Origin of the sequence: Heyndrickxia camelliae, from assembly GCF_002844575.1 — a bacterium.
Classification (GTDB): Bacteria; Bacillota; Bacilli; order Bacillales; family Bacillaceae_C; genus Margalitia; species Margalitia camelliae.
On the sequence record NZ_PIQO01000013.1, the window covers coordinates 30,578 to 52,647 of the forward strand.

General features: G+C 38.5%; 17 protein-coding genes, 1 pseudogene and 1 other annotated feature. Of the genes and pseudogenes, 14 read left to right on the forward strand and 4 right to left on the reverse strand.

The genetic code is table 11. From position 1 onward, the window contains the following. The first annotated feature begins 15 nt into the window (after positions 1 to 15). The 6 genes from pcrA (at position 16) to CWO92_RS15895 (ending at position 9,502) form a co-directional block, all read left to right on the forward strand. Positions 16 to 2,229, forward strand: coding sequence for a DNA helicase PcrA (gene pcrA, locus CWO92_RS15870; RefSeq protein WP_101355198.1), 2,214 nt, complete (start codon positions 16 to 18; stop codon positions 2,227 to 2,229). Between the two features lie 28 nt (positions 2,230 to 2,257). Then, on the forward strand, positions 2,258 to 4,264 hold the full coding sequence (ligA, locus tag CWO92_RS15875; RefSeq protein WP_101355199.1) for an NAD-dependent DNA ligase LigA: 2,007 nt from the start codon (positions 2,258 to 2,260) through the stop codon (positions 4,262 to 4,264). Positions 4,265 to 4,378: 114 nt separating this feature from the next. Then, positions 4,379 to 5,527, forward strand: coding sequence for a CamS family sex pheromone protein (locus CWO92_RS15880; RefSeq protein ID WP_101355200.1), 1,149 nt, complete (start codon positions 4,379 to 4,381; stop codon positions 5,525 to 5,527). Positions 5,528 to 5,750: 223 nt separating this feature from the next. Beyond that, complete coding sequence (gene aceB, locus CWO92_RS15885) at positions 5,751 to 7,361, forward strand: malate synthase A (RefSeq protein WP_101355201.1); 1,611 nt, start codon at positions 5,751 to 5,753, stop codon at positions 7,359 to 7,361. 84 nt (positions 7,362 to 7,445) lie between these two features. Further along, on the forward strand, positions 7,446 to 8,723 hold the full coding sequence (gene aceA / locus CWO92_RS15890) for an isocitrate lyase (RefSeq protein WP_101355202.1): 1,278 nt from the start codon (positions 7,446 to 7,448) through the stop codon (positions 8,721 to 8,723). 143 nt (positions 8,724 to 8,866) lie between these two features. Next, entirely contained in the window at positions 8,867 to 9,502 is a 636-nt protein-coding gene (locus CWO92_RS15895; protein ID WP_101355203.1) for a Rok-like winged helix domain-containing protein, read from the forward strand. Positions 9,503 to 9,650: 148 nt separating this feature from the next. Here CWO92_RS15895 and brnQ read toward each other — a convergent pair whose 3' ends face one another. Then, positions 9,651 to 10,988 carry a branched-chain amino acid transport system II carrier protein gene (gene brnQ / locus CWO92_RS15900; protein WP_101355204.1) on the reverse strand — a complete coding sequence of 446 codons (1,338 nt, stop codon included), beginning with the start codon at positions 10,986 to 10,988 and terminating at the stop codon, positions 9,651 to 9,653. 120 nt (positions 10,989 to 11,108) lie between these two features. Beyond that, positions 11,109 to 11,468, reverse strand: a binding site (T-box leader). Between the two features lie 330 nt (positions 11,469 to 11,798). Between brnQ and CWO92_RS15905 the strand changes: the two are divergent. The 8 genes and pseudogenes from CWO92_RS15905 to CWO92_RS15940 form a co-directional block, all read left to right on the forward strand. Beyond that, positions 11,799 to 12,053: pseudogene (locus CWO92_RS15905) on the forward strand (MFS transporter); the annotation flags it as partial. A gap of 331 nt (positions 12,054 to 12,384) precedes the next feature. Beyond that, complete coding sequence (gene gatC, locus CWO92_RS15910) at positions 12,385 to 12,675, forward strand: Asp-tRNA(Asn)/Glu-tRNA(Gln) amidotransferase subunit GatC (RefSeq protein WP_101355205.1); 291 nt, start codon at positions 12,385 to 12,387, stop codon at positions 12,673 to 12,675. Between the two features lie 13 nt (positions 12,676 to 12,688). Continuing rightward, positions 12,689 to 14,146, forward strand: a complete 1,458-nt coding sequence (gene gatA / locus CWO92_RS15915; protein ID WP_101355206.1) for an Asp-tRNA(Asn)/Glu-tRNA(Gln) amidotransferase subunit GatA — start codon at positions 12,689 to 12,691, stop codon at positions 14,144 to 14,146. Between the two features lie 12 nt (positions 14,147 to 14,158). After that, complete coding sequence (gene gatB / locus CWO92_RS15920) at positions 14,159 to 15,589, forward strand: Asp-tRNA(Asn)/Glu-tRNA(Gln) amidotransferase subunit GatB (RefSeq protein ID WP_101355207.1); 1,431 nt, start codon at positions 14,159 to 14,161, stop codon at positions 15,587 to 15,589. Positions 15,590 to 15,759: 170 nt separating this feature from the next. Then, positions 15,760 to 15,945: a hypothetical protein gene (locus tag CWO92_RS15925; RefSeq protein WP_101355208.1), complete on the forward strand. Its 186-nt coding sequence runs from the start codon at positions 15,760 to 15,762 to the stop codon at positions 15,943 to 15,945. A 68-nt stretch (positions 15,946 to 16,013) separates the two neighbouring features. After that, positions 16,014 to 16,577 carry a thioredoxin family protein gene (locus CWO92_RS15930; protein ID WP_101355209.1) on the forward strand — a complete coding sequence of 188 codons (564 nt, stop codon included), beginning with the start codon at positions 16,014 to 16,016 and terminating at the stop codon, positions 16,575 to 16,577. Between the two features lie 650 nt (positions 16,578 to 17,227). After that, positions 17,228 to 18,031 (forward strand): arylamine N-acetyltransferase, encoded by an 804-nt coding sequence (locus CWO92_RS15935; RefSeq protein ID WP_101355210.1) that lies wholly within the window; start codon positions 17,228 to 17,230, stop codon positions 18,029 to 18,031. Continuing rightward, complete coding sequence (locus CWO92_RS15940; protein ID WP_158175449.1) at positions 18,031 to 18,552, forward strand: DUF402 domain-containing protein; 522 nt, start codon at positions 18,031 to 18,033, stop codon at positions 18,550 to 18,552. The genes CWO92_RS15935 and CWO92_RS15940 overlap by 1 nt, the downstream gene beginning before the upstream one ends. A 337-nt stretch (positions 18,553 to 18,889) precedes the next feature. Here the strand turns inward: CWO92_RS15940 and CWO92_RS15945 are convergent, their stop codons facing one another. Genes CWO92_RS15945 through CWO92_RS15955 form a run of 3 tightly spaced genes read right to left on the reverse strand, consistent with a single transcriptional unit; the run spans position 18,890 to position 21,989 of the window. Beyond that, complete coding sequence (locus tag CWO92_RS15945; protein ID WP_101355212.1) at positions 18,890 to 19,984, reverse strand: acetyl-CoA C-acyltransferase; 1,095 nt, start codon at positions 19,982 to 19,984, stop codon at positions 18,890 to 18,892. Beyond that, positions 19,981 to 21,435: an AMP-binding protein gene (locus CWO92_RS15950; protein ID WP_101355213.1), complete on the reverse strand. Its 1,455-nt coding sequence runs from the start codon at positions 21,433 to 21,435 to the stop codon at positions 19,981 to 19,983. The genes CWO92_RS15945 and CWO92_RS15950 overlap by 4 nt, the downstream gene beginning before the upstream one ends. Then, positions 21,432 to 21,989 (reverse strand): biotin transporter BioY, encoded by a 558-nt coding sequence (locus CWO92_RS15955; RefSeq protein ID WP_101355214.1) that lies wholly within the window; start codon positions 21,987 to 21,989, stop codon positions 21,432 to 21,434. Before CWO92_RS15955 ends, CWO92_RS15950 begins: the two co-directional genes overlap by 4 nt. Between the last annotated feature and the right edge of the window lie 81 nt (positions 21,990 to 22,070).

Below are 22,070 nucleotides of genomic sequence, written 5' to 3' on the forward strand. Positions count from 1 at the left end.
GTGGTGAATAATACAATGCAATTTTTAAAAGATCGCCTGCTTGCAGGATTGAATCCGGAGCAACAAGAAGCGGTAAAAACAACGGACGGTCCCCTTTTAATTATGGCTGGTGCCGGGAGTGGGAAAACACGTGTGTTAACACATCGTGTCGCATATTTAATGGTGGAAAAGGGAGTTAATCCATACAATATTTTGGCTATTACCTTTACTAATAAGGCTGCGCGAGAAATGAAAGAACGGATTGGAAAAATTATGGGTGGTGCTGCCGAAGAAGTTTGGATTTCCACTTTTCACTCTATGTGTGTAAGAATTTTAAGACGCGATATAGATCGCATCGGAATAAACCGTAATTTTACGATATTAGATCCTACAGACCAACAATCTGTCATTAAAGGTATTTTAAAGGATAAAAATATTGATCCGAAGAAATTTGAACCGAGAGCAATTCTTGGGACTATTAGCAGTGCGAAAAATGAACTAGTAACTCCTGAAGAATATTCAAAGTTGGTAGGTGGATTTTACGAACAGGTTGTAAGTGATGTGTACGAGGAGTATCAAAGACGTCTTCGTAAAAATCAAGCGCTGGACTTTGATGATCTCATTATGATGACTATTCATCTTTTTAATCGGGTACCAGAAACATTGGAATTCTATCAGAGAAAGTTTCAATATATTCATGTGGATGAGTATCAAGATACAAATAGGGCGCAATATATGCTGGTGAAAATGCTGGCATCCAGGTTCCAAAATATATGTGTTGTCGGGGATTCAGACCAATCGATTTATCGCTGGCGCGGTGCAGATATCGCGAATATCCTCTCCTTTGAGAAAGATTATCCTCGGGCAAAAGTCATCATGCTTGAACAAAATTATCGTTCTACCAAGCGAATTCTTCATGCAGCAAATGAAGTCATTAAACATAATGCAAACAGAAAGCCGAAAAAATTATGGACGGAAAATGATGATGGGCAAAAAATCTGCTATTATCGAGCGGACAGTGAACAATCCGAAGCACAGTTTGTGGCAGGGAAAATCAAAGAAATGGTGGAATCGGGAGAACGCAAATTATCGGATATTGCAATTCTGTACCGTACCAACGCCCAATCACGTGTAATGGAAGAGGTTTTGTTAAAATCCAATATTGACTATCATATTGTAGGCGGAATTAAATTTTATGATCGCAAAGAGATTAAGGATATTCTAGCCTACTTGCGTTTAATTGCTAACCCTGACGATGATATCAGCTTGCAACGTGTTATTAATGTACCAAAACGAGGAATTGGTTCCACTTCTTTTGATAAAATTGCCCGATATGCTGCTGATAATGATATTTCTATTTTTGCAGCGTTAAAGGAAATTGATTTCATAGGGGTAAGTCCGAAAATCGCAAAAGCTGCATATGAGTTTTATGAGTTAATTAAAAACTATACACAAATGCAAGAATACTTATCTGTAACAGAGCTTGTAGATGAGGTTTTAGATAAATCAGGCTACCGTGAAATGCTGCATGCGGAAAAATCGTTGGAAGCGCAGAGCAGACTAGAAAATATAGATGAATTTTTATCCGTTACGAAAAGCTTTGAAGAAGGCAGTGAAGACAAGAGCTTAGTTGCCTTTTTGACTGATCTTGCTCTAGTAGCGGATATCGATCGGTTAGATGAAAAAGAAGAAAACAATAATGATGCGATTGTTTTAATGACATTACATTCAGCAAAAGGATTGGAATTTCCAGTCGTGTTTTTAATTGGATTAGAAGAAGGTGTTTTCCCGCATAGCCGTTCATTAATGGAAGAGGCGGAGATGGAAGAGGAAAGACGCCTAGCATATGTAGGAATTACACGAGCAGAACAAGATTTGTATATAACTAATGCAGCGATGCGTACGTTGTTTGGTCGTACAAATATGAATCCTGTATCCCGATTTATTAACGAAATACCAGAAGACCTATTAGAAGTCTTGCATAAAGAAGTGAAACAACAAACTAGTGCATTTAGTTCCCAGCAGAAAAGACCAGTTAGTCGACCGGTATCCAGACCAATTCCAACAGGTACGGGTGCTGATGAATTGGAATGGAAGGTTGGCGACAAGGCAGAACATAAGAAATGGGGCATTGGAACAGTCGTCAGTGTTAAAGGCAAAGACAAGTCTGTTGAATTGGATATTGCCTTTCCAAGTCCTGTCGGTATTAAAAGATTACTCGCGGAATTTGCACCAATTCAAAAAGTATAAATAGGAATGATGACAAGGGGCTGTAGCTATGGATAAACAAACTGCTGAGAAGCAGGTAAAAGAACTTCATCGTCTCTTAACACAATATAACTATGAATATCATGTATTGGACAACCCATCGGTTCCTGATGCAGAATATGATCGCTTAATGAGAGAATTACTTGACATCGAAAAGGAGTTTCCTGAATTAGTTACTCCTGATTCCCCTTCACAGCGGGTAGGCGGGGAGATTCTCTCTGCATTTGAAAAAGTTGTACATGAAATTCCGATGCTAAGTCTTGGAAATGCCTTTAATGAAGCTGATCTCCGCGATTTTGACCGCCGTGTAAAACAAACGGTAGGCGAAGATGTAGAATATGTCTGTGAATTGAAAATCGACGGGCTCGCAATCTCTCTGAGATATGAACAAGGTATATTTCGCCAAGGGTCAACAAGAGGAGATGGAACAATAGGAGAGGATATTACGTCCAATCTTAGAACGATTCGATCGATACCGCTTCGTCTTCATCAACCTATGTCGATTGAAGTTCGCGGTGAGGCATATATGCCTAAGAAATCATTTGAAAATTTAAATCGAGTAAAGGAAGAGAACGGGGAAGAACCATTTGCGAACCCAAGAAATGCAGCAGCAGGCTCATTAAGACAGCTTGATCCGAAAATTGCAGCATCCAGGAACTTAGATATTTTCTTGTATGCAATAGGTGATTTTACGGAAACGGGTGTGACAACCCATAGTGATGGGTTGGATCTTTTAGAGAAGTTAGGATTTAAAGTGAATAAAGAACGTGAAAAATGTGCAACCATTGATGCGGTCATCGAATATGTGAATAAGTGGACAGTGGAGCGTCCAAATCTTCCATATGAAATTGATGGCATTGTGATTAAAGTGAATTCTTTGCAGCAACAACAAGAGCTTGGAACCACTGCAAAAAGCCCAAGATGGGCAATCGCATACAAATTCCCTGCAGAGGAAGTAGTAACAAAGCTTGTAGATATAGAACTAAGTGTAGGCAGAACAGGGGTTATCACCCCAACGGCGCTTCTCGAACCTGTGAAGGTAGCAGGAACTACAGTAAAACGTGCATCTCTCCATAATGAGGACTTGATTCGGGAAAAAGATATCATGCTTGGGGATTATGTGGTGGTTAAAAAGGCCGGAGATATTATTCCAGAAGTAATGAATGTGCTGGCCGAACGGAGAACAGGTGAAGAAAGACAGTTTTCCATGCCGACTCATTGTCCGGAGTGTGAAAGTGAACTAGTCCGTCTAGAGGGAGAAGTAGCCCTTCGTTGTATTAATCCTAAGTGTCCTGCACAAATCCGAGAAGGTCTCATTCATTTTGTTTCCCGAGATGCAATGAATATTGACGGACTAGGAGAAAAGGTTATTAGTCAGTTATTTAACCATGAATTAATTAAAGACGTAGCGGATATTTATAGGTTGCAGAAGGATCAGCTCCTCGCATTAGAAAGAATGGGAGAGAAATCGGTAGCAAATCTTCTTGATGCGATTGAAAGATCCAAAGAAAATTCCTTGGAAAAACTATTATTTGGTTTGGGTATCCGTCATGTTGGAGCGAAGGCAGCCAAAACACTGGCACAGCGCTTTGGAACCTTGGAAAAATTAATGACAGCAACGAAAGAGGAACTAACAGATATTCAAGATATTGGGGAGAAGATGGCGGATTCTATCTTCACTTATTTTGAAAACGAGGATGCTCTTGAATTAATAAATGAATTAAAAACTGCAGGATTAAACATGACATATCTCGGGCCAAAACCGGTTGATGTAGAAAATATTGATTCTAGCCTAGCTGGAAAAATAGTGGTGTTAACAGGAAAGTTGGAAAAGCTAACCCGCAATGAAGCGAAAGAAAAGCTTGAAGCACTAGGAGCCAGTGTTACTGGAAGTGTCAGCAAGAAAACTGATATCGTCATAGCCGGGGAAGATGCTGGGTCAAAATTAACGAAGGCTCAGGAACTAGGAATTGAAATTTGGGACGAAGATAAAATGCTGCAAGAATTTGGGCAATGATTTGAAACTTTTCTTATGCTAAAGTAGTCTCTATAAGAGGTAGTATTTAACTGCTTTGCAAATTAGGAGATTAAGTGTGAACGGACACTTAGATGAAATAAAGGTGGCATTTTCATGAAAAAGTGGTTACCGGTGCTGCTAGCTGTCATTTTAACAGCAGGTTGTGCACCGAATTTTAGTAAACAAGACCAAGTTGTACAAAAGAAAAATGACAAAAAGGAATCAGCGATTGTTCCTAATTATCAAATTTCGGATCAATATTACAAGACTATCCTTCCTTTTAAGCCGAGTAAATCAAGAGGGCTTACGGTAAGCAATCTGAATACTCGCTATGACATTGATGAGTTTGAAACAGGTTTAATGCGAGTGGCTCAAAAACAGTATTCGCCAAATGACTATTTGTTTCAGGAGGGTCAATATCTAGACAAGGATACTGTTCAATCGTGGCTGAATAGGAAATATACACCGGCTCAATTAAAAGCAAAAAAGCTAAAAGCGTCTGAAAATCTTGGGTTAAATCCGGTTGCAACCGGTAAAAATGCTGCAAGTACACCTATTTATTTAGCCCATATTTTAGAACAGGATTATTTAATAAAGAGTAATAAAAATACAGTTAAGCTTGGCGGAGTAGTAATTGGACTTGCCTTAAATTCCGTGTATTATTACCAGAAGGAGCAATATGGAGCTACGTATGATAAAACGATTGACCATTCAATAGTAGCGAGCCATGGGAAAAGTATTGCTCAGGAAGTAATAAAACGACTTCGAAATATTAGCGGGTTGAAAAATGTACCGATTACTATCGCATTGTATGAGCAAAAAGGAACAGATTCCGTAGTTCCAGGAAACTTTTTTGCCTATACTACTGTGTCAAATGGGAGCACATCCATTGATAAATGGAAATCGGTAAATGAGAAGTATTATTTGTTCCCAAATGATGCTACTGAGAAGAAATATCGGGATGACTCTCAGTCATTTAATAACTTTAAATATGATGTGGAAAAATATTTTCCTAATTATAATGGTGTAGTTGGTCGTGGACTTTATAAAGATGGACAATTATCAAAATTAAACATTGAAATCCCTATGCAATTTTATGGACAATCAGAAGTAGTGGGATTTACGCAGTATATTGCGGGTTTATTAAGTGATTTTCCTGATTACATTGCTTTAGAGATAAGTGTAACTTCTGTTAATGGACCAAAGGCGCTAATAGTCCGGGATCCGAACGAGAAAGAACCATTTGTTCATATTTATGAATAACAACTGAGCTGCTGACAATGAGATGTCGGCAGCTTTTTTTACTTAAATAAAGTGTAACACCCCAAAACATTATATTCCCCCCTTTCACTTAACGTTCCCAAACAATATATGTCGAAAGAACACGAACAAAAAATAGCTAAATTCAGTTGCATTTTAACGATTCTGTTATATAATACATTTAAGTTTTATATTCTGTATTATAACATAATCAAGAGGTGTTGAAATGAGCACGCAAACAAGTGGGATAACGGTAGTAGGGCAGATGAAATCTGGGTTTGAACAAATACTTACGCCAGCGGCACTGCAATTTATTGAACAGCTTGAACGCCATTATGGTGAAAAGAGAAGGGAACTGTTACAGTACAGAGTCCAAAGGCAAGAAGAAATAGACCGGGGCATCCTTCCCCACTTTTTACCTGAAACAAAACATATTCGCGACGGAGAATGGACGATTGCACCATTGCCGGATGACTTACAAGACCGTCGCGTAGAAATTACCGGTCCTGTGGACAGAAAAATGGTTATTAATGCTTTGAATTCTGGTGCAAAAGTATTTATGGCATGCTTTGAGGATGCCACATCACCTACTTGGGACAATGTAATGGAGGGGCAGATAAACTTACATGATGCGGTATATAAGAAGATAACCTATGATGGCTCGAATGGAAAAAAATACGAATTAAATAAAAAAACAGCTGTATTAGTAGTGAGGCCGCGCGGATGGCACTTGGAAGAAAAGCATGTGTTAATTGATGGGAGGCCAATATCCGCAAGTTTGTTTGATTTTGGTTTATATTTTTTCCATAATGCTTTGCATCTAACTGAAAGTGGAACAGGTCCATATTTTTATTTGCCAAAGCTTGAAAGCCATCTTGAAGCAAGGCTTTGGAATGATGTCTTCACTTTTTCGCAGAAATATATTGGAATTCCAAAAGGGACAATTAAGGCAACCGTTTTGATTGAAACGATTATGGCTGCATTTGAAATGAATGAAATATTATATGAATTGAGGGAACACTCAGCAGGATTAAATTGTGGGCGCTGGGATTATATTTTCAGTTATATTAAGAAACTGCGCAATCAAGAAAATGTCATTTTACCGGATCGATCCGTTGTAACGATGACAGTTCCGTTTATGAGGTCTTATTCTTTACTAACGATTCAAACCTGTCATCACAGGAAGGCTCCTGCAATTGGCGGCATGGCAGCGCAAATTCCAGTTAAAAATGATCAGCAGAAAAATGAGGAAGCCTTTGCAAAGGTAAGAGCCGATAAAGAAAGGGAAGCTCGAGATGGTCATGACGGAACATGGGTGGCACATCCGGGACTGGTCCCTGTTGCATTAGAAGTATTTGATCGTGAGATGCCTACGCCAAATCAAATCCATTCATCGAAACAGCGGCATATACAAGTGACAGAAACAGATTTATTAGAAATTCCGGTCGATGCCATTACGGAAGAGGGAGTAAGGCAAAATATAAATGTCGGAATCCGATATATTGAATCCTGGCTGAATGGAAAGGGAGCAGCTCCAATTGACCATTTAATGGAGGATGCTGCTACAGCTGAAATTTCCCGAGCACAAGTTTGGCAATGGATACGCCATCCCAAAGGTGTATTAGAAGATGGACGGAAAATAACAATGGAGATGTATCAGGAATTTAAAACAGAGGAGCTTAGGAAAATCCGTGAGGACATTGGAGAAAAAGAGTTTAACAATCGCCGATTTAACGAGGCGGTACAGTTATTTGATAGATTGATACAGGATAATGATTTTATAGAGTTTTTAACGTTACCAGGATATGAGATTTTAACGCAAGTTACCTCTGCATAATCAAGTGGAACAGTAGATACAAAGGCATAACATCAGAATGCTGTGATTGACTATACTTTCATTTAATAAGGAGGATGAAAAAAGATGGAGGAAAGAGTGGAGAAGCTTCAAAATGAATGGGAAATGGCGGAAAGATGGAAGGGTGTTACTAGAACGTATTGTGCTGAGGAAGTCATAAGATTGAGGGGATCGATTGACATTGAGTATACTTTAGCACGCCGCGGCTCAGAAAAGTTGTGGGAATTATTGCATACAGAAGATTATGTCCCTGCACTTGGTGCCTTAACGGGGAACCAAGCAATTCAGCAGGTGAAAGCGGGCCTTAAAGCAATTTATCTTAGTGGTTGGCAGGTGGCAGCAGATGCGAATGTAGCAGGACATATGTATCCGGATCAAAGTCTATATCCTGCTAACAGTGTTCCGCATGTAGTGAAGCGGATAAATCAGGCACTGCAGCGTGCAGATCAAATTGAGCATGTGGAAGGGAACACAAAGATGGATTGGTTTGTTCCGATTATCGCTGATGCAGAAGCAGGATTTGGTGGGCAGTTAAATGTTTTTGAATTAATGAAAGCGATGATTGAAGCGGGGGCAGCGGCGGTACATTTTGAGGATCAGCTTTCTTCTGAAAAGAAATGTGGCCATTTAGGCGGAAAGGTATTACTTCCAACTCAAACAGCGGTCCGAAACTTGATTTCTGCACGTCTTGCCGCAGATGTAATGGGTGTCCCAACAGTATTAATAGCACGCACAGATGCAAATGCAGCTGATTTAATTACAAGTGATGTGGACCCTTATGATGCAAAATTTATTACCGGTGAAAGAACATCGGAAGGTTTTTATCGTACAAGAGCAGGTATTGATCAAGCGATTGCAAGGGGACTGGCTTATGCACCATATGCTGACCTTATTTGGTGTGAAACATCTGAACCTAATCTTGAAGAAGCGAAGCAATTTGCAGAAGCTATTCATGAAAAATTCCCTGGAAAACTACTAGCCTATAATTGTTCCCCATCTTTTAATTGGAAGAAGAAATTAAGTGAAGAGGCGATTGCAGCATTCCAATCGGAACTTGGAAAAATGGGTTATAAGTTTCAATTTGTGACTTTAGCAGGTTTCCACGCGTTAAACAATAGCATGTTTGAGCTCGCTAAAGCTTATAAGGAAAGAGGTATGTCAGCATATTCAGAACTTCAACAAGCGGAGTTTTCTAATGAACAATATGGCTATACTGCCACACGTCATCAAAGGGAAGTGGGTACAGGATATTTTGACGAAGTTTCCATGGTTATTACGAAGGGGACGTCATCTACTACTGCCCTGAAAGGATCGACGGAGGAAGAGCAGTTTACAAGTATATAAGTGATAAAAATTCACCCTTCGCGGTGAATTTTTTTAGATAATAGTAAATATACATAATCTTTTAATATTTTCTAGCAATAAGGAACCGATGCTTGTAGAATAGAAAATAAAAATAGAGAAGTGGGAAAGAGGTGTGAATCGGTTTGATTTTAGAGCACGATTGGAATGAGAGAAAGGCAATTCAATTGCGCATGCTCCAACTTCAAGAGGAGTCACAGGCTATTCGTACGGAATATGAAAGTTTATTGAATCGATTACGGGAATTAGATTCGCAGCACAATCAATTACCACAGAACACAGGAATAGGAAATAAAGTTGGAGATGATAAGGTCATATCTTCAAATGATCCAGTATCGCCATTGATAATAAAGCAGGACAAGAATAATGACATATTCTCGAGGATTGAAGAAATTAAACGAAGCATAAGCGGTGCAGGCACATTGTCAAAACATAATGAGCAAAAACAAGATGTCTATAATATCCCGGAGACAGCAGCGACCATAACAAAAGATGAGAGTTCTTCTAAAAGACGAAGGAAAAAGTTTACAGCATCGGAACTTTTGAGAGAACCTCCAAGCAAAGACCTATCTATATATAAGGATTATCTTATTTTGTCTCATTTAAAATTAAAAAGGAAACTAAGAAACTCGGAAATTAAAGAGCTGTTAGGAGAACATTCATTAGAGGTTAAAAACATAACGGTTTTATTAAAAAATCTAATGGTTAAATATAAGGAGATTACGAAAGCTGGACACGGCATTTATGAATGGAAGTTCTAAATAAATGGTTATTTTTAAACAGTTCACTGAATCCAAGAAAGCGTTCACTTTAAACAATTAGATAAATCAAGATGGTCGCAAATTAATAGAATAAAGAGAAAAGCCATCTTTTCAGGAAGATGGCCTTATCTTTAGTGCTTACTATTTATTAACCCTCTTTGGTTTCCGCTTTTTCTATCGGAGAAGACGATCTGCTAACTTTCTCCGCAATAAATCCTACAACTCCTCCTGCAATAGCAGGGATAACCCATCCTAAACCTACAGCTGCTAAAGGCAAACTCTTCATAAATGGTGCAATGAAGCTCCATTTTAGTCCGAACATTTGTAATCCATCATACAAACTTACTATCCCTGTTAGAAGCATAGCACCTGCGTATACTTTATGAGAACCTTTGAAAAAACGATGAAAAAAGGCAAGTGTGACAAGTACAATAGTTAAAGGATATGCCATGACAAGGAATGGAACAGACACCGAAATAATTTCATTTAATCCAAGATTTGCAATCAAGAAGCTTACAAGAGTAGTAAGTGTTACGACAACGCGGTAGCTTACCTTAGGTGCAATTTTGGAGAAATACTGTCCACAGGCGATTGTTAATCCCACACAAGTAGTAAAGCATGCAAGGGTGAAAATCCCTCCAAGAAGGACTTTTCCGGCATTCCCTAAAAGTATGGTAGAAGCCTTTGATAGTATAGCAGTACCGTTTTCAAACGTTCCATAGCCGGCCATTTTAGCTCCAAGAAAGCCAATTACTACATAGACTAATGCAAGTGCTGTTCCTGCGACAAATCCTGCTTTAATAGTATATTGAGTTAATTTCTTTTTGTCCTGTACCCCTTTTTGTTTTAAAGTGGTTAAAATAACAATTCCAAACGCAAGTGCTGCGAGTGCATCCATAGTGGAATAACCATCAATAAATCCCCTAAATAAGGAGGCAGATTGATAATTCTCCGTTGGCGATTTTAATGGTTGATCTAGCTTTATAAATCCAGTTACACAAAGAACAACGATGGATACTAAAAGAACGGGGGTAATAATTCGACCCATATAATCTACTATCTTGGTTGGATTTAAGCTTAATAAATATACCAATAAAAAGAATAGCAAAGAAAATCCGAATAAGAGCACTGACTGATTGAAAGACGTATTCCCCAAGAAGGGTTTCACTCCCATCTCAAAAGCAACATTCGCATTTCGGGGGATGCCGAAGAATGGTCCGATTGATAAATAAACCACAATCGTAAAAATAATTCCAAACCATGGGTGAACACGGCTGCCCAGCGTATTCACACCATCCTTTACTCTTGCAATCGCGATAAGAACAATAAGTGGCAGCCCTACTCCGGTTAGAATAAAGCCAATAATTGCTGGCCAGAAAGATGTTCCTGCCCCCATTCCCAAAAATGGAGGGAAGATAAGATTACCAGCTCCAAAAAACATTGAAAAAAGCATAAGTCCTACGAAAAAACTATCCTTCTTGTTCATTGAAATCTCTCCTGTTCTCTTTGTAGTTGGTAAGAATCTGCGCTGATCATAGATGCTTTTTTACAAAAGAAACCGCATCTATCTATTTGGAGGCTATTAAATAAAAAAGCCCGTCCCTATTGAAGGGACGAGCTTACTCGCGTTACCACCCTACTTCCGAAATAGGCAAAAAACCTATACGGCTCTCGATCAACGTACCATCATACGTGGTCCATGTTAACGGCGGACTTTTCCGGCAAAAGCTTACTATGGCATAAGTGATCAATAGAATTTAAAGCGGAGGTTAGCCGTTTTAAAATACTGTCACGTCTAGCTACAGCGCCTCTTGGTTAGCGGATGAGGATGGCGCTTACGCATTTGTATTCTTCAGCTTTGCATCTCAGAGATGATTTTCACCCGTATCCTGACATCAGCTTTCACCAATTGCCGACTCTCTTTAGTGCAAGAATTACGTGCTACTCTTCTCGTCATTGATATTAAAAAAATCAGAATTCAATGTAATAACGTAATTATATTATTTTCTAATAGTTTTGCAACCCCCAATTTTTGTATAAATTTCAGGAAAAACGTTTACAAGTGTGATATTACAATAAGAAAATTTAATGTGAAAATTTAATTGAAATGATTTAATTAACGGCATATTCGAATTTGATATAATATTTATAACAATTGTTGAGGAGGAGAAATATATGTTAAAAATTCACACAAGATTGCTAAATCAAGAAGCGGGAGTGATTGATTTCTACTAGGCGTATTGGAACTCCTGCTTCTTCTTCATGAAAACCAATTTTGATTGAAGTGGGAGACCCATTCTTTATTTTGAAATTGGTTCGTGCAGTCAGATATCCAATTTATTCACAACTAAGCAACGACATTATCCCATCCGAGGTAAGAGCTACAACGATATCCCTGCTTTCAATCCTAGATTCAGTTTGTGACTTAATTGTTTTTGGGGTTATTTCCATCATTGCGATAAAAGGACTAACCGGCATCCTCATTGGATGTGCCATACTTGCCTTTATAGGAACAATTCTTCCGATTAAAGCAGTAAAGGAAAGGTTCTAACTAAGAAAAATAATGAAGGATGCGGGGCAAGTCGAAAAAGACTTGTCCTTGCCTATTTATGCACGATTCTGCTATCATCAGTACAAAAGCGGAAGCTACTTAATCAGCGGCGTACAGTTGAGTGAAATGTGAGGTTTCATTCCACCTGCTTAGCTTTCGTCTGAGATAAAGGAAACAAGGCTGGAACGGGTCAATGTTGCCTTATCGTATGAGAAGACGTAGAAATTTGTTAGCCGATAGGCACTGTAGCTAGACGTAGACACTTTTATTATAGGTTAACCTTATTGTAAAATGAAGCATAGTTAAATTATTATCGCGAGGTGACGCCACAATGTCAGGTATCTCAAAGGAACAAGTTTATCATGTTGCCAATTTGGCGCGACTGGAGATAAATGATCAAGAAGCAGAAAAATTCACAAAACAATTGGATGATATTATTAATCTGGCAGAATTACTGAATGAAGCTGATACATCTAATATCAAACCAACTTCACACGTATTAAATATTCAAAATGTGATGCGTGAGGATGTGGCAGAACAAGGTTTGCCACGTGAGGAAGTATTAAAGAATGTACCGGATCACAAGGATGGGCAAATACGCGTGCCATCCATAATTGAATAAGGAGGGGAATAGGTTGTCTCTGTTTGAACATAAGATTTCTGAGCTGCACGAATTTGTACATAAAAAAGAAGTCAAAATCTCTGAATTGGTAGATGAATCATTCAAAAGAATTGGGGAAGTTGAAGAAAAAGTTCAGGCCTTTTTAACATTAGATGAGGAAAATGCTAGGGCTAAAGCAAAACAATTCGATGACAAGATGGGGACAGAAGAAGCAAATAATCCCCTATTCGGATTGCCTATTGGTATCAAAGATAATATTGTCACCAAGGGATTGCGCACAACTTGTGCGAGTAAAATTCTTGAGAACTTCGATCCTATATACGACGCTACCGTCATGAAAAAATTACATAACAGTGGAACCATTACCATTGGAAAATTAAATATGGATGAATTTGCAATGGGTTCTTCAACAGAGAATTCTGGTTTTCATAAAACATATAATCCATGGAATTTAGATGCTGTTCCAGGTGGTTCGTCAGGTGGTTCCGCAGCAGCAGTTGCTGCAGGTGAGGTTCCATTTTCTTTAGGTTCTGATACAGGTGGATCCATTCGCCAGCCCGCAGCTTTTTGTGGGGTAGTAGGATTAAAACCTACGTATGGACTTGTTTCACGCTTTGGTCTTGTGGCGTTTGCATCATCATTTGATCAAATAGGGCCAATTACAAGAACGGTAGAAGACAATGCATATCTTTTGCAAACCATTGCGGGTGTTGATCCGCATGATTCTACATCAGTAAATGTAGAGGTGCCAAATTATCTTCACGCTCTTACCGGTGACGTGAAGGGACTAAAAATTGCGGTACCAAAGGAATATTTAAACGAAGGAGTAAGCCCAGAGGTACGGGAATCAGTGCTAGCTTCTTTAAAGGTTTTGGAAGGATTAGGGGCAACTTGGGAAGAAGTATCGCTTCCTCATTCTAAATACGGTATTGCAGCATATTATCTACTCTCTTCATCTGAGGCATCCTCTAACTTATCTCGTTTTGACGGGGTGCGTTACGGTTACCGAACTCCAAATGCCAAGAACTTAATGGAACTTTATAAAAAGACACGTTCGGAAGGCTTTGGGGAGGAAGTAAAACGCCGAATTATGCTAGGAACTTTCGCCTTAAGTTCTGGCTATTACGATGCTTATTATAAAAAAGCACAACAGGTTCGTACATTGATTAAAAAAGATTTTGAGGATGTCTTTGCAAAATATGATGTGATTATTGGGCCAACAACGCCAACTCCAGCATTTAAAATCGGGGAAAAAATCGATGATCCTTTAACGATGTATGCAGAGGATCTATTAACCATTCCTGTCAATCTCGCTGGTGTTCCAGGAATCTCTATTCCATGTGGGTTTGCAAACGGCTTGCCAATTGGCCTGCAAATTATAGGCAAACATTTCGATGAAGGCACTGTCTATCGGGTTGCCCATGCATTTGAGCAGGCAACGAATTATCATACACAAAAACCACAGCTGTAAGGGGTGAAAAAAATGAACTATGAAACGGTAATTGGGCTTGAAGTCCATGTGGAATTGAAAACAGATTCAAAAATTTTCTCTTCTGCACCTGCCCACTTTGGTGCAGAGCCAAATACAAATACAACGGTTGTGGATCTAGGGTATCCAGGTGTTCTGCCGGTATTAAATAAACGAGCGGTTGAATTTGGCATGAAAGCGGCGATGGCATTAAACTGCCAAATTGCAACAGAAACCAAATTTGACCGCAAAAATTACTTTTATCCTGATAATCCGAAAGCATACCAAATTTCTCAATTTGACCATCCAATTGGGGAGCATGGGTGGATTGAGATTGAAGTAGACGGATATAAAAAGAAAATCGGTATCACCCGAATTCATTTGGAAGAGGATGCAGGTAAGCTTATGCATACGGGTGATGGATATTCCCTAGTCGACTATAACCGACAAGGGACGCCTTTAATTGAAATCGTGTCTGAGCCAGATATTCGTACGCCAAATGAAGCTTATGCATATTTAGAAAAATTAAAGTCCATCATTCAATACACGGGTGTATCCGATTGTAAAATGGAAGAAGGTTCCTTGCGTTGTGATGCGAACATATCCTTAAGACCAGAGGGACAAGAGGAGTTCGGTACAAAAACCGAGTTAAAAAACCTGAATTCCTTTAACTTTGTTCGAAAAGGACTCGAGTTCGAGCAACAGCGTCAAGAGGAAGTCCTTCGTTCTGGCGGTGTTATTGAACAAGAAACACGCCGTTTTGACGAAGCAACTGGTCAAACTCTATTGATGCGTGTTAAAGAGGGATCGGATGACTATCGTTATTTTCCGGAACCTGACCTAGTTCCTATTTATATTGATGAGGAATGGAAGAATCGAGTTCGTGCTGAAATCCCAGAGCTTCCGGATGAACGTAAAAAACGTTACGTAGAAGAACTTGGACTGCCAGCCTATGATGCAGCCGTCTTAACGGTAACAAAGGAAATGGCCGATTTCTTCGAGGCTACTGTAGCAGCAGGTAGTGAAGCGAAACAAGCTTCAAACTGGATTATGGGTGAGCTGTCAGCTTATTTAAATGCAGAGCAGAAGGAACTTCATGAAATACCACTGACACCGGAAAGCCTTGCCGGCATGATTAAGCTTATTGAAAATGGTACAATCTCTTCGAAAATTGCGAAGACTGTATTCAAGGAACTGGTGGAAAATGGCGGGGATCCAGAACAAATCGTGAAGGAAAAGGGACTTGTACAAATTTCCGACGAAGGCGCCCTTTTAAAAATCATTACAGAAATCTTAGATGCAAACCAGCAATCTATAGATGATTATAAAAATGGGAAAGCCAAAGCAGTTGGATACCTTGTTGGCCAGGTAATGAAGGCTACTAAGGGTCAAGCCAACCCACCAATGGTAAATAAATTATTGGTACAGGAATTGGATAAAAGATAAGGTGAAAAGAGGTGGATTCAAGAGAATCTGCCTCTTTTTTTAAAAAAAGCAAGTAGTCACATCCGAAACTAATGAAAATGTCGAAAATTAGTCATGCACTTCTAAGTTAATTTTAATTTTTAGGTGGTAAAAAGAAGATGTAAATAAATTTAAGGGTGTGAGTACAAACAATGTGTAAAGATAAGTTTAACTTTACCCAAACATGCGCATATTGTTTGAGAAAAACAGGTGAGGAAGTTGATTTTGTGCTGCCTGTATATGATTGGAAAAGTGACAAGCTTCTTGGTTACTATTGTAAGGAGCATTATTTAAAAGTAAAAAGCCAAAACATGATTCAATATAATAAAGCAAATTAATTGTCTATAAATGAAAAGTGAAATTTCTGCTAATGTCCATTATAATAAAAAAAAAAGGAGTGATCGACATGACCAGCTTAAATGAATGGTTTGAAAAAGGAATGACCTCCAAGGAGTATATCGATTCCATGCAGGTACATAAGGAAAATTTAATGTCCATTTATGAAGGCTTCCGTTTGCCAAAGGAAGATGAGCCGTTTTTCAAAGCAATTAGTGATAAGGGATTAAGAACCATTGTGATTACAGAGGATTGGTGTGGAGATGCAATGGTGAATGTACCAATTCTTTTGAGACTTGCAGAAGCAACAAATATTGATGTTCATATGGTATTAAGAGATCAAAATTTAGAGTTGATGGATCAGTACTTAACAAATGGTACAGCCCGTTCGATTCCCATTTTTATTTTCATCGATAAAAATGGTGTAGAAATCGCAAAATGGGGTCCGCGCGCACCGAAGATTCAAGATATGGTAACGGAAATGCGCTCTGGCCTGCCACCAAAGGATGACCCAAGCTTCGATGAAAAGCAAAAGGAAGTATTCGCTAGAATGCAAGCAGCATTTACTCATGATACTTCGGTTTGGGAGACTATTTATAGCAGTTTAAAATCAACATTGAACGCAGTTTTGTAATCCAAACACGGTTTACGTCTATGACGTGAACCCTTTTTCATTTTGTGGAGATTAAATCTCGAAATTATGTTTAGCTCAGCACAGAAGATGATTTACTTGATAGAACAGTAAAATATAGTACGCTAGGTATGTTACCTAATTTTTATAAATCCGATATATTAAAAAAATTCCGATAACAATTATTGCTAAAAGTAAAAATCCTGAAACACCCATCATTGATAACATTTTCCTCCCCTTTTTTTTCTAAAAAGAGCATCTATTCAGTTTATTGTAACACTGAAGGATTAACTGTAAAAGAGTCAGTATAATTTCGCCAATTTCAATCTGTAATTACATATATTATAAAAGCTGATGTTCTCATGTTATCACTAGTCTTGAATGCAGCTGTCATACCAGACTTATAGCTTGAAGCTGATACATTAGCTAATATGGACTCTATCCTGCACCAAATTGAACAGCGGTACGCGCCCGTTGAGAGGGGGGAAACGGAAGAAGAATCACATTGAAAGTTCTACTTTTCATTTTTGCTACAAAAAAATTAAATCTAGTTTAATAACTGCATTTTTTATAACAAAATATTACCAAAATGTTATAATTTCTTATAATACAGAGTAAAAATGGTCCTTTAATGAGGGAAGGATGTATAAAGATTGGAAACAGTTCAGTCATACTTAAAATATTTGAAAATAGACAAAGAAATACCGACATTAAACTATTTACAACGATTAATTCAGCACCATCTATCCCTGATTCCTTATGAAACATTCAGTAAATTTCATTATTTTCATGAGAAAATGAACTTTGTTCCATCATTAGAGACATTTGTAAATAACCTTGTGGAAAGAGGATGGGGAGGAACGTGCTATACATTAAATATCAATTTTTCTCGACTTTTATCTTCTTTAGGCTTTGAATGCTCATTAGTAAGAGTACTACCTGGGCATGTAGCCATTATGGTGACTTTGGATGAACGAAAATACTATGTAGATGTGGGCTACGGATCACCGATTATGAAGCCAGTAGAGTTGGAAGCCAAAAGAAGGCATGTTCTTCATGGATTTGGTGAAGAGATTATTTTTGAAAAGAGAACAGTGGATCGCTTTGAAATCGATCGTCGTTCTAATGGCAAGTCATTCGTCCGTAAAGAAATTGAATGGATCCCTCTGAAAGAAGAGGATATTACGGAAGATATAGATTCCTCTTATTTTGACCATGATCACAATACAACGATGAGACGTATCACAGCAGTTCGTTTTAATGGGCATGAATGTTATTTTCTACGTGATCGTACCATTAAAGTGATGACCTATCGAAATATAAGGGAAATACAATTAAAAGATAAGAGCAAGTGGCTGAAGCTTGTTCAGGAAGTCTATCAAATTGATGAAACCTCTTTAAAAGAATCGATAGGGTTCTTGGAAGAGCGCGGGGTTCATTTGTTTGGAGGCGCATGATGGAGAAAAAATATGCGGATCGTCTTCAATGGCAAAGAGTAACGGAGAGAGAATTTAGTATAAATAGAGTGGACTCAAGTATTGTTACATGTTTATTTATCGAAAAAGTACGTGAACCTTTGTTTGTTACATATGAAAAGAAACATTGCATTGCGGATAATGGATATAAGTGGTTTCAAGTTTTTCAGGACAATCTTTTTTACACCGTAACAATTGTTGTTAATAGTAGGGAAGAAATTGTTCAATGTTATTATGATTTATGTCTGGAGATAGGGTTTGATGCGAACCGGCAATCTCCATGGTTTTTGGATGCATATCTCGATGTTGTCTATTTGCCTAGCGGTGACATATTTATTTTAGATGAGGATGAACTCCAGGATGCTCTTGTCGCAGAAATAATTACTCAGGAACAGCTATTAAAGATCGAAGCAGTTACCAATAAATTAGTTGATAGTTTAAAAGATAAAAGCGAACCATTAATAAGAATATTTGAAAAATCAAGGGATAACCACGAAAAGTAGAAAGAGTTCCATATCATTATCAATGGCCGCTAATGCTCAAGCATGAGGCCAATAAAATTAGAAATATTAAGAAGGAATGTATTTGTGCAAATTTATCATTTTGGCAGTACACAGACTATCTGCAACAAAAGCTGGTGATTATATTTTAGTAGAAGTTCGACACTATAGAAAAGGTAAATTTATATAATCAGGCAATGCTGGAATTAGGCTATGACCCTGGAGGAGACAATCGAACCACATCATGTCCATATTTATCAAACGGACGTCCAGAAATCAAACGACATTCGCTTTTTTCTTGATTATTTAATTGCACATAGTGGACTCAAACAGGTGCTTGCTAAGCAATGACCTCAAACAGCATAGCCAAGCCGACGCCTCCGCCACTGCCAATGGCAGCTAATACATACTTACAATCTTGTCTGCGTTTCACTTCATAAAATAAACGGGTGATTAAGATGCTCCCTGATGCACTGTAAGGGTGCCCAAGTGCGATGCTCCCACCTCTTGTGTTTAATTTTTCGTAGGGTATATCGAGTTCTTTTGCACAGGCAACAACTTTTGAAGCGAATGCCTCGTTAATCTCGAACAAATCAATATCATTAATATCTAACTTTCTTTTTTCTAATAGATTCCTAATGGCTGAAACAGGGGCAATGCCTGGATACAATGGATGAACTCCTGATACTTGACTGTCCACAAAACGTAGAATAGGTTGTAAAGATAGACTTCTGGCCTTGTCTTCATTCATGACCACCACTGCACAGGCACCATCATTAATGCTGCAGCTATTTGCTGCTGTTACAGTACCGTTTTTGACAAATGTAGGATTAGCCTTAAGCAAAATACGATTTATATCCCTCTTGCGAAGTAATTCTTCATCTATAGTATGTTCTTCAATTGGAAGGATTTCAGGTTCATATATACCTTTTTCAAATGCATCCCAAGTTCTTTGATAGCTTAAGCTTGCATAGGCATCCTGTTCTTCTCGCGTTATTTGAAATTTGTTTGCCACATATTCCGCTGCCATGCCCATATCAGGATCGCCGATTTCGTGAGGAGAAAATTGCGCTCTTTTTTCAAAGGGAGATGTGCTTACGCTTTCGACCCCGCCAGCGATATAACAATCTCCTGCCCCTGCTTTCACAAGGCAGCATGCTATCCTAATGGCTTCTAATCCTGCACTGCATTGCCTGTCGATGGTTAGTCCGGGTACTTGGAAGGGAAGACCTGCTTGTAAACTGGATAGTCTTGCAATGTTCCCGCCAGGACCCACAATATTCCCTATAATGACATCATCCACATGATGATCGAGTTCCTCATTTAAATGCTTTAGTAGAGGGGCTAGTAAGTTTTGAACTTCGACGTTTTTAAAATATCCATTCTCTCTCCCAATCGCAGTCCGTTTCGCTTTCACGATAACAGCTTCGCTCATTTCCTTACCGCTCCATCTATCAGCATTTTTCTTACTTCTGCCCTTGCGATTTTTCCACCAGAGGTATGTGGTAACTCATCCACAAAAAACCACATACGGGGGATTTTATAATTGGCTAATTTCCCTTTGCAATATTTTCGTAGTTCTCGTTTTTCACCCGTACCTTTCATTACAGCTGTTACGATTTCCCACCAATAGGAATCTGGCATTCCAATTACTGCTACTTCCTCTACCAGCGGATGAGAGGAAATTACGGACTCTACTTCTTCGGGAAAAATATTAATCCCGCCATAAAGTATCATTGAATTTTCTCTTCCCATTATGTACAAAAACCCATCTTCATCAAGGTATCCCATATCACCAACGGACATCCATTCCTCCCTTCTCCGTGGAGGCGTTTCATCTCGGTTTGTTAAATAACCAATAAAGATCATATCGCTTTTGACGAATATTTTCCCAATTTCATTTGGAGCCGCTATTTTTTCGTCTTTTACAACCTTAATTTCTACATTATGACACGGTTTTCCAACCGAGGTTGGTTTCTGGATAAAATCCTTTTGTGTTAATACTGATACAAAGCTTAATTCAGACGCACCATAAAATTCATAAAGCATCGTTGAAGGGAAGAGTTTCTGTAGCTTTGCTTTCGATTCCTTTTCCCACTTTGCGCCGGAGGAAAAGATTTTAAATGGCCTCGTAATCATTTCCTCCACTTTTAAAATCGCTTCCACCATAGTAGGAACAGAATATATGACGGAAATTGGATCACTCTTTAGGATATTAAGTGTCATGGTTGGGTTGAAGTTTTCCAAAAGATAAACGGTTCCTCCTAAATAGAGGGTACTGATTGCTCCATATAAAAAATGGGAGTGAATAAGTGCTCCAGGGATAAGAACATGGTCGTCCGCCTTCATATGAAAATCCACCATATTACAATCAAAGCTCTTAACCCATGATCGATGAGAACGAATAAATGCCTTTGGTTTTCCTGTTGATCCCGAGGTAAAACCCATATAAAACGGTTCTTCCTCATTGCTGATAGGTGGAATAAGACTAGGCTTTTCTCCATGAAGTTCCTGTAGGAATTCGTCCATATGCAGAACAAGGTTTGTAGACCTTAGACTTTTAAAGCGATGATCGGAAATGATAATCAAATCCGGCTTGCAAATATCCAATCTATCTTGTAATTCAGAAAGACTCCATTTTATATCGAAGGGAACCGCGGTCCATCCTGCATGGGCGGCTCCAGCAAAAATTTGCAGAAAGGAAAGACTGTTAGGCAACAATATGCCTATTCGTTTCTTTTTAGCTGGCTGCTTTTGCAGCCAGCTGCTCGTAAGTGAAACAATCTTACTCCACTGCTCGTAAGTGATTATTTCATCTTTTGTCTTAATAGCAATTCGTTTGGGTGATTGTGCTGTATGTAAGTGATATGTATCGGTAATATTCATTGTTTTTCTCCATAAGGTAACCATTTTTTTGAAACACGTTTTCTTATACTAATCGTCAATATAGAGGCAATAGTTGCTTTTATTATATCTCCTGGGATATAGATAAGACTAGTTTTTGCTGCTTGCATAAGCTTGACTTTCATTACAAGTGCTTGAACAGGAACACCGAAGCAGTATACAAGTAGGATTCCTCCAATAATATTTACTGCAAGAATTTTAATAAAGTTTGCTTTTTTGATCTTTGTTAATCCCCAGCCAATAGCCAATGCAGCGATGGTATAGCTAATAATAAAGCCGCCGCTTGGCCCTGCTAAAACGCCTATTCCTCCTCTGCCACCAGAAAGAACGGGTGCCCCTACCGCTACAAGGAGTAAAAAAACAAGCTGACTTAATCCTCCAAGTCTTGCTCCTAATAGACTTCCAGATAACATAACTCCTAATGTTTGAAGAGTAATAGGGACCGGTGTGAACGATAAAAAAATAGGGGGAATAAAACCTAATACAGTCATTATTGCAGTAAATAGCGCTGCAAAAATCATATCTTTGATTTTCATCATTGTTCTCCTATTGTATTGTAAAATGGATTTGAACATAACCATTCTATTAATCTTTTAGATGAAATGTCAACCTATAAT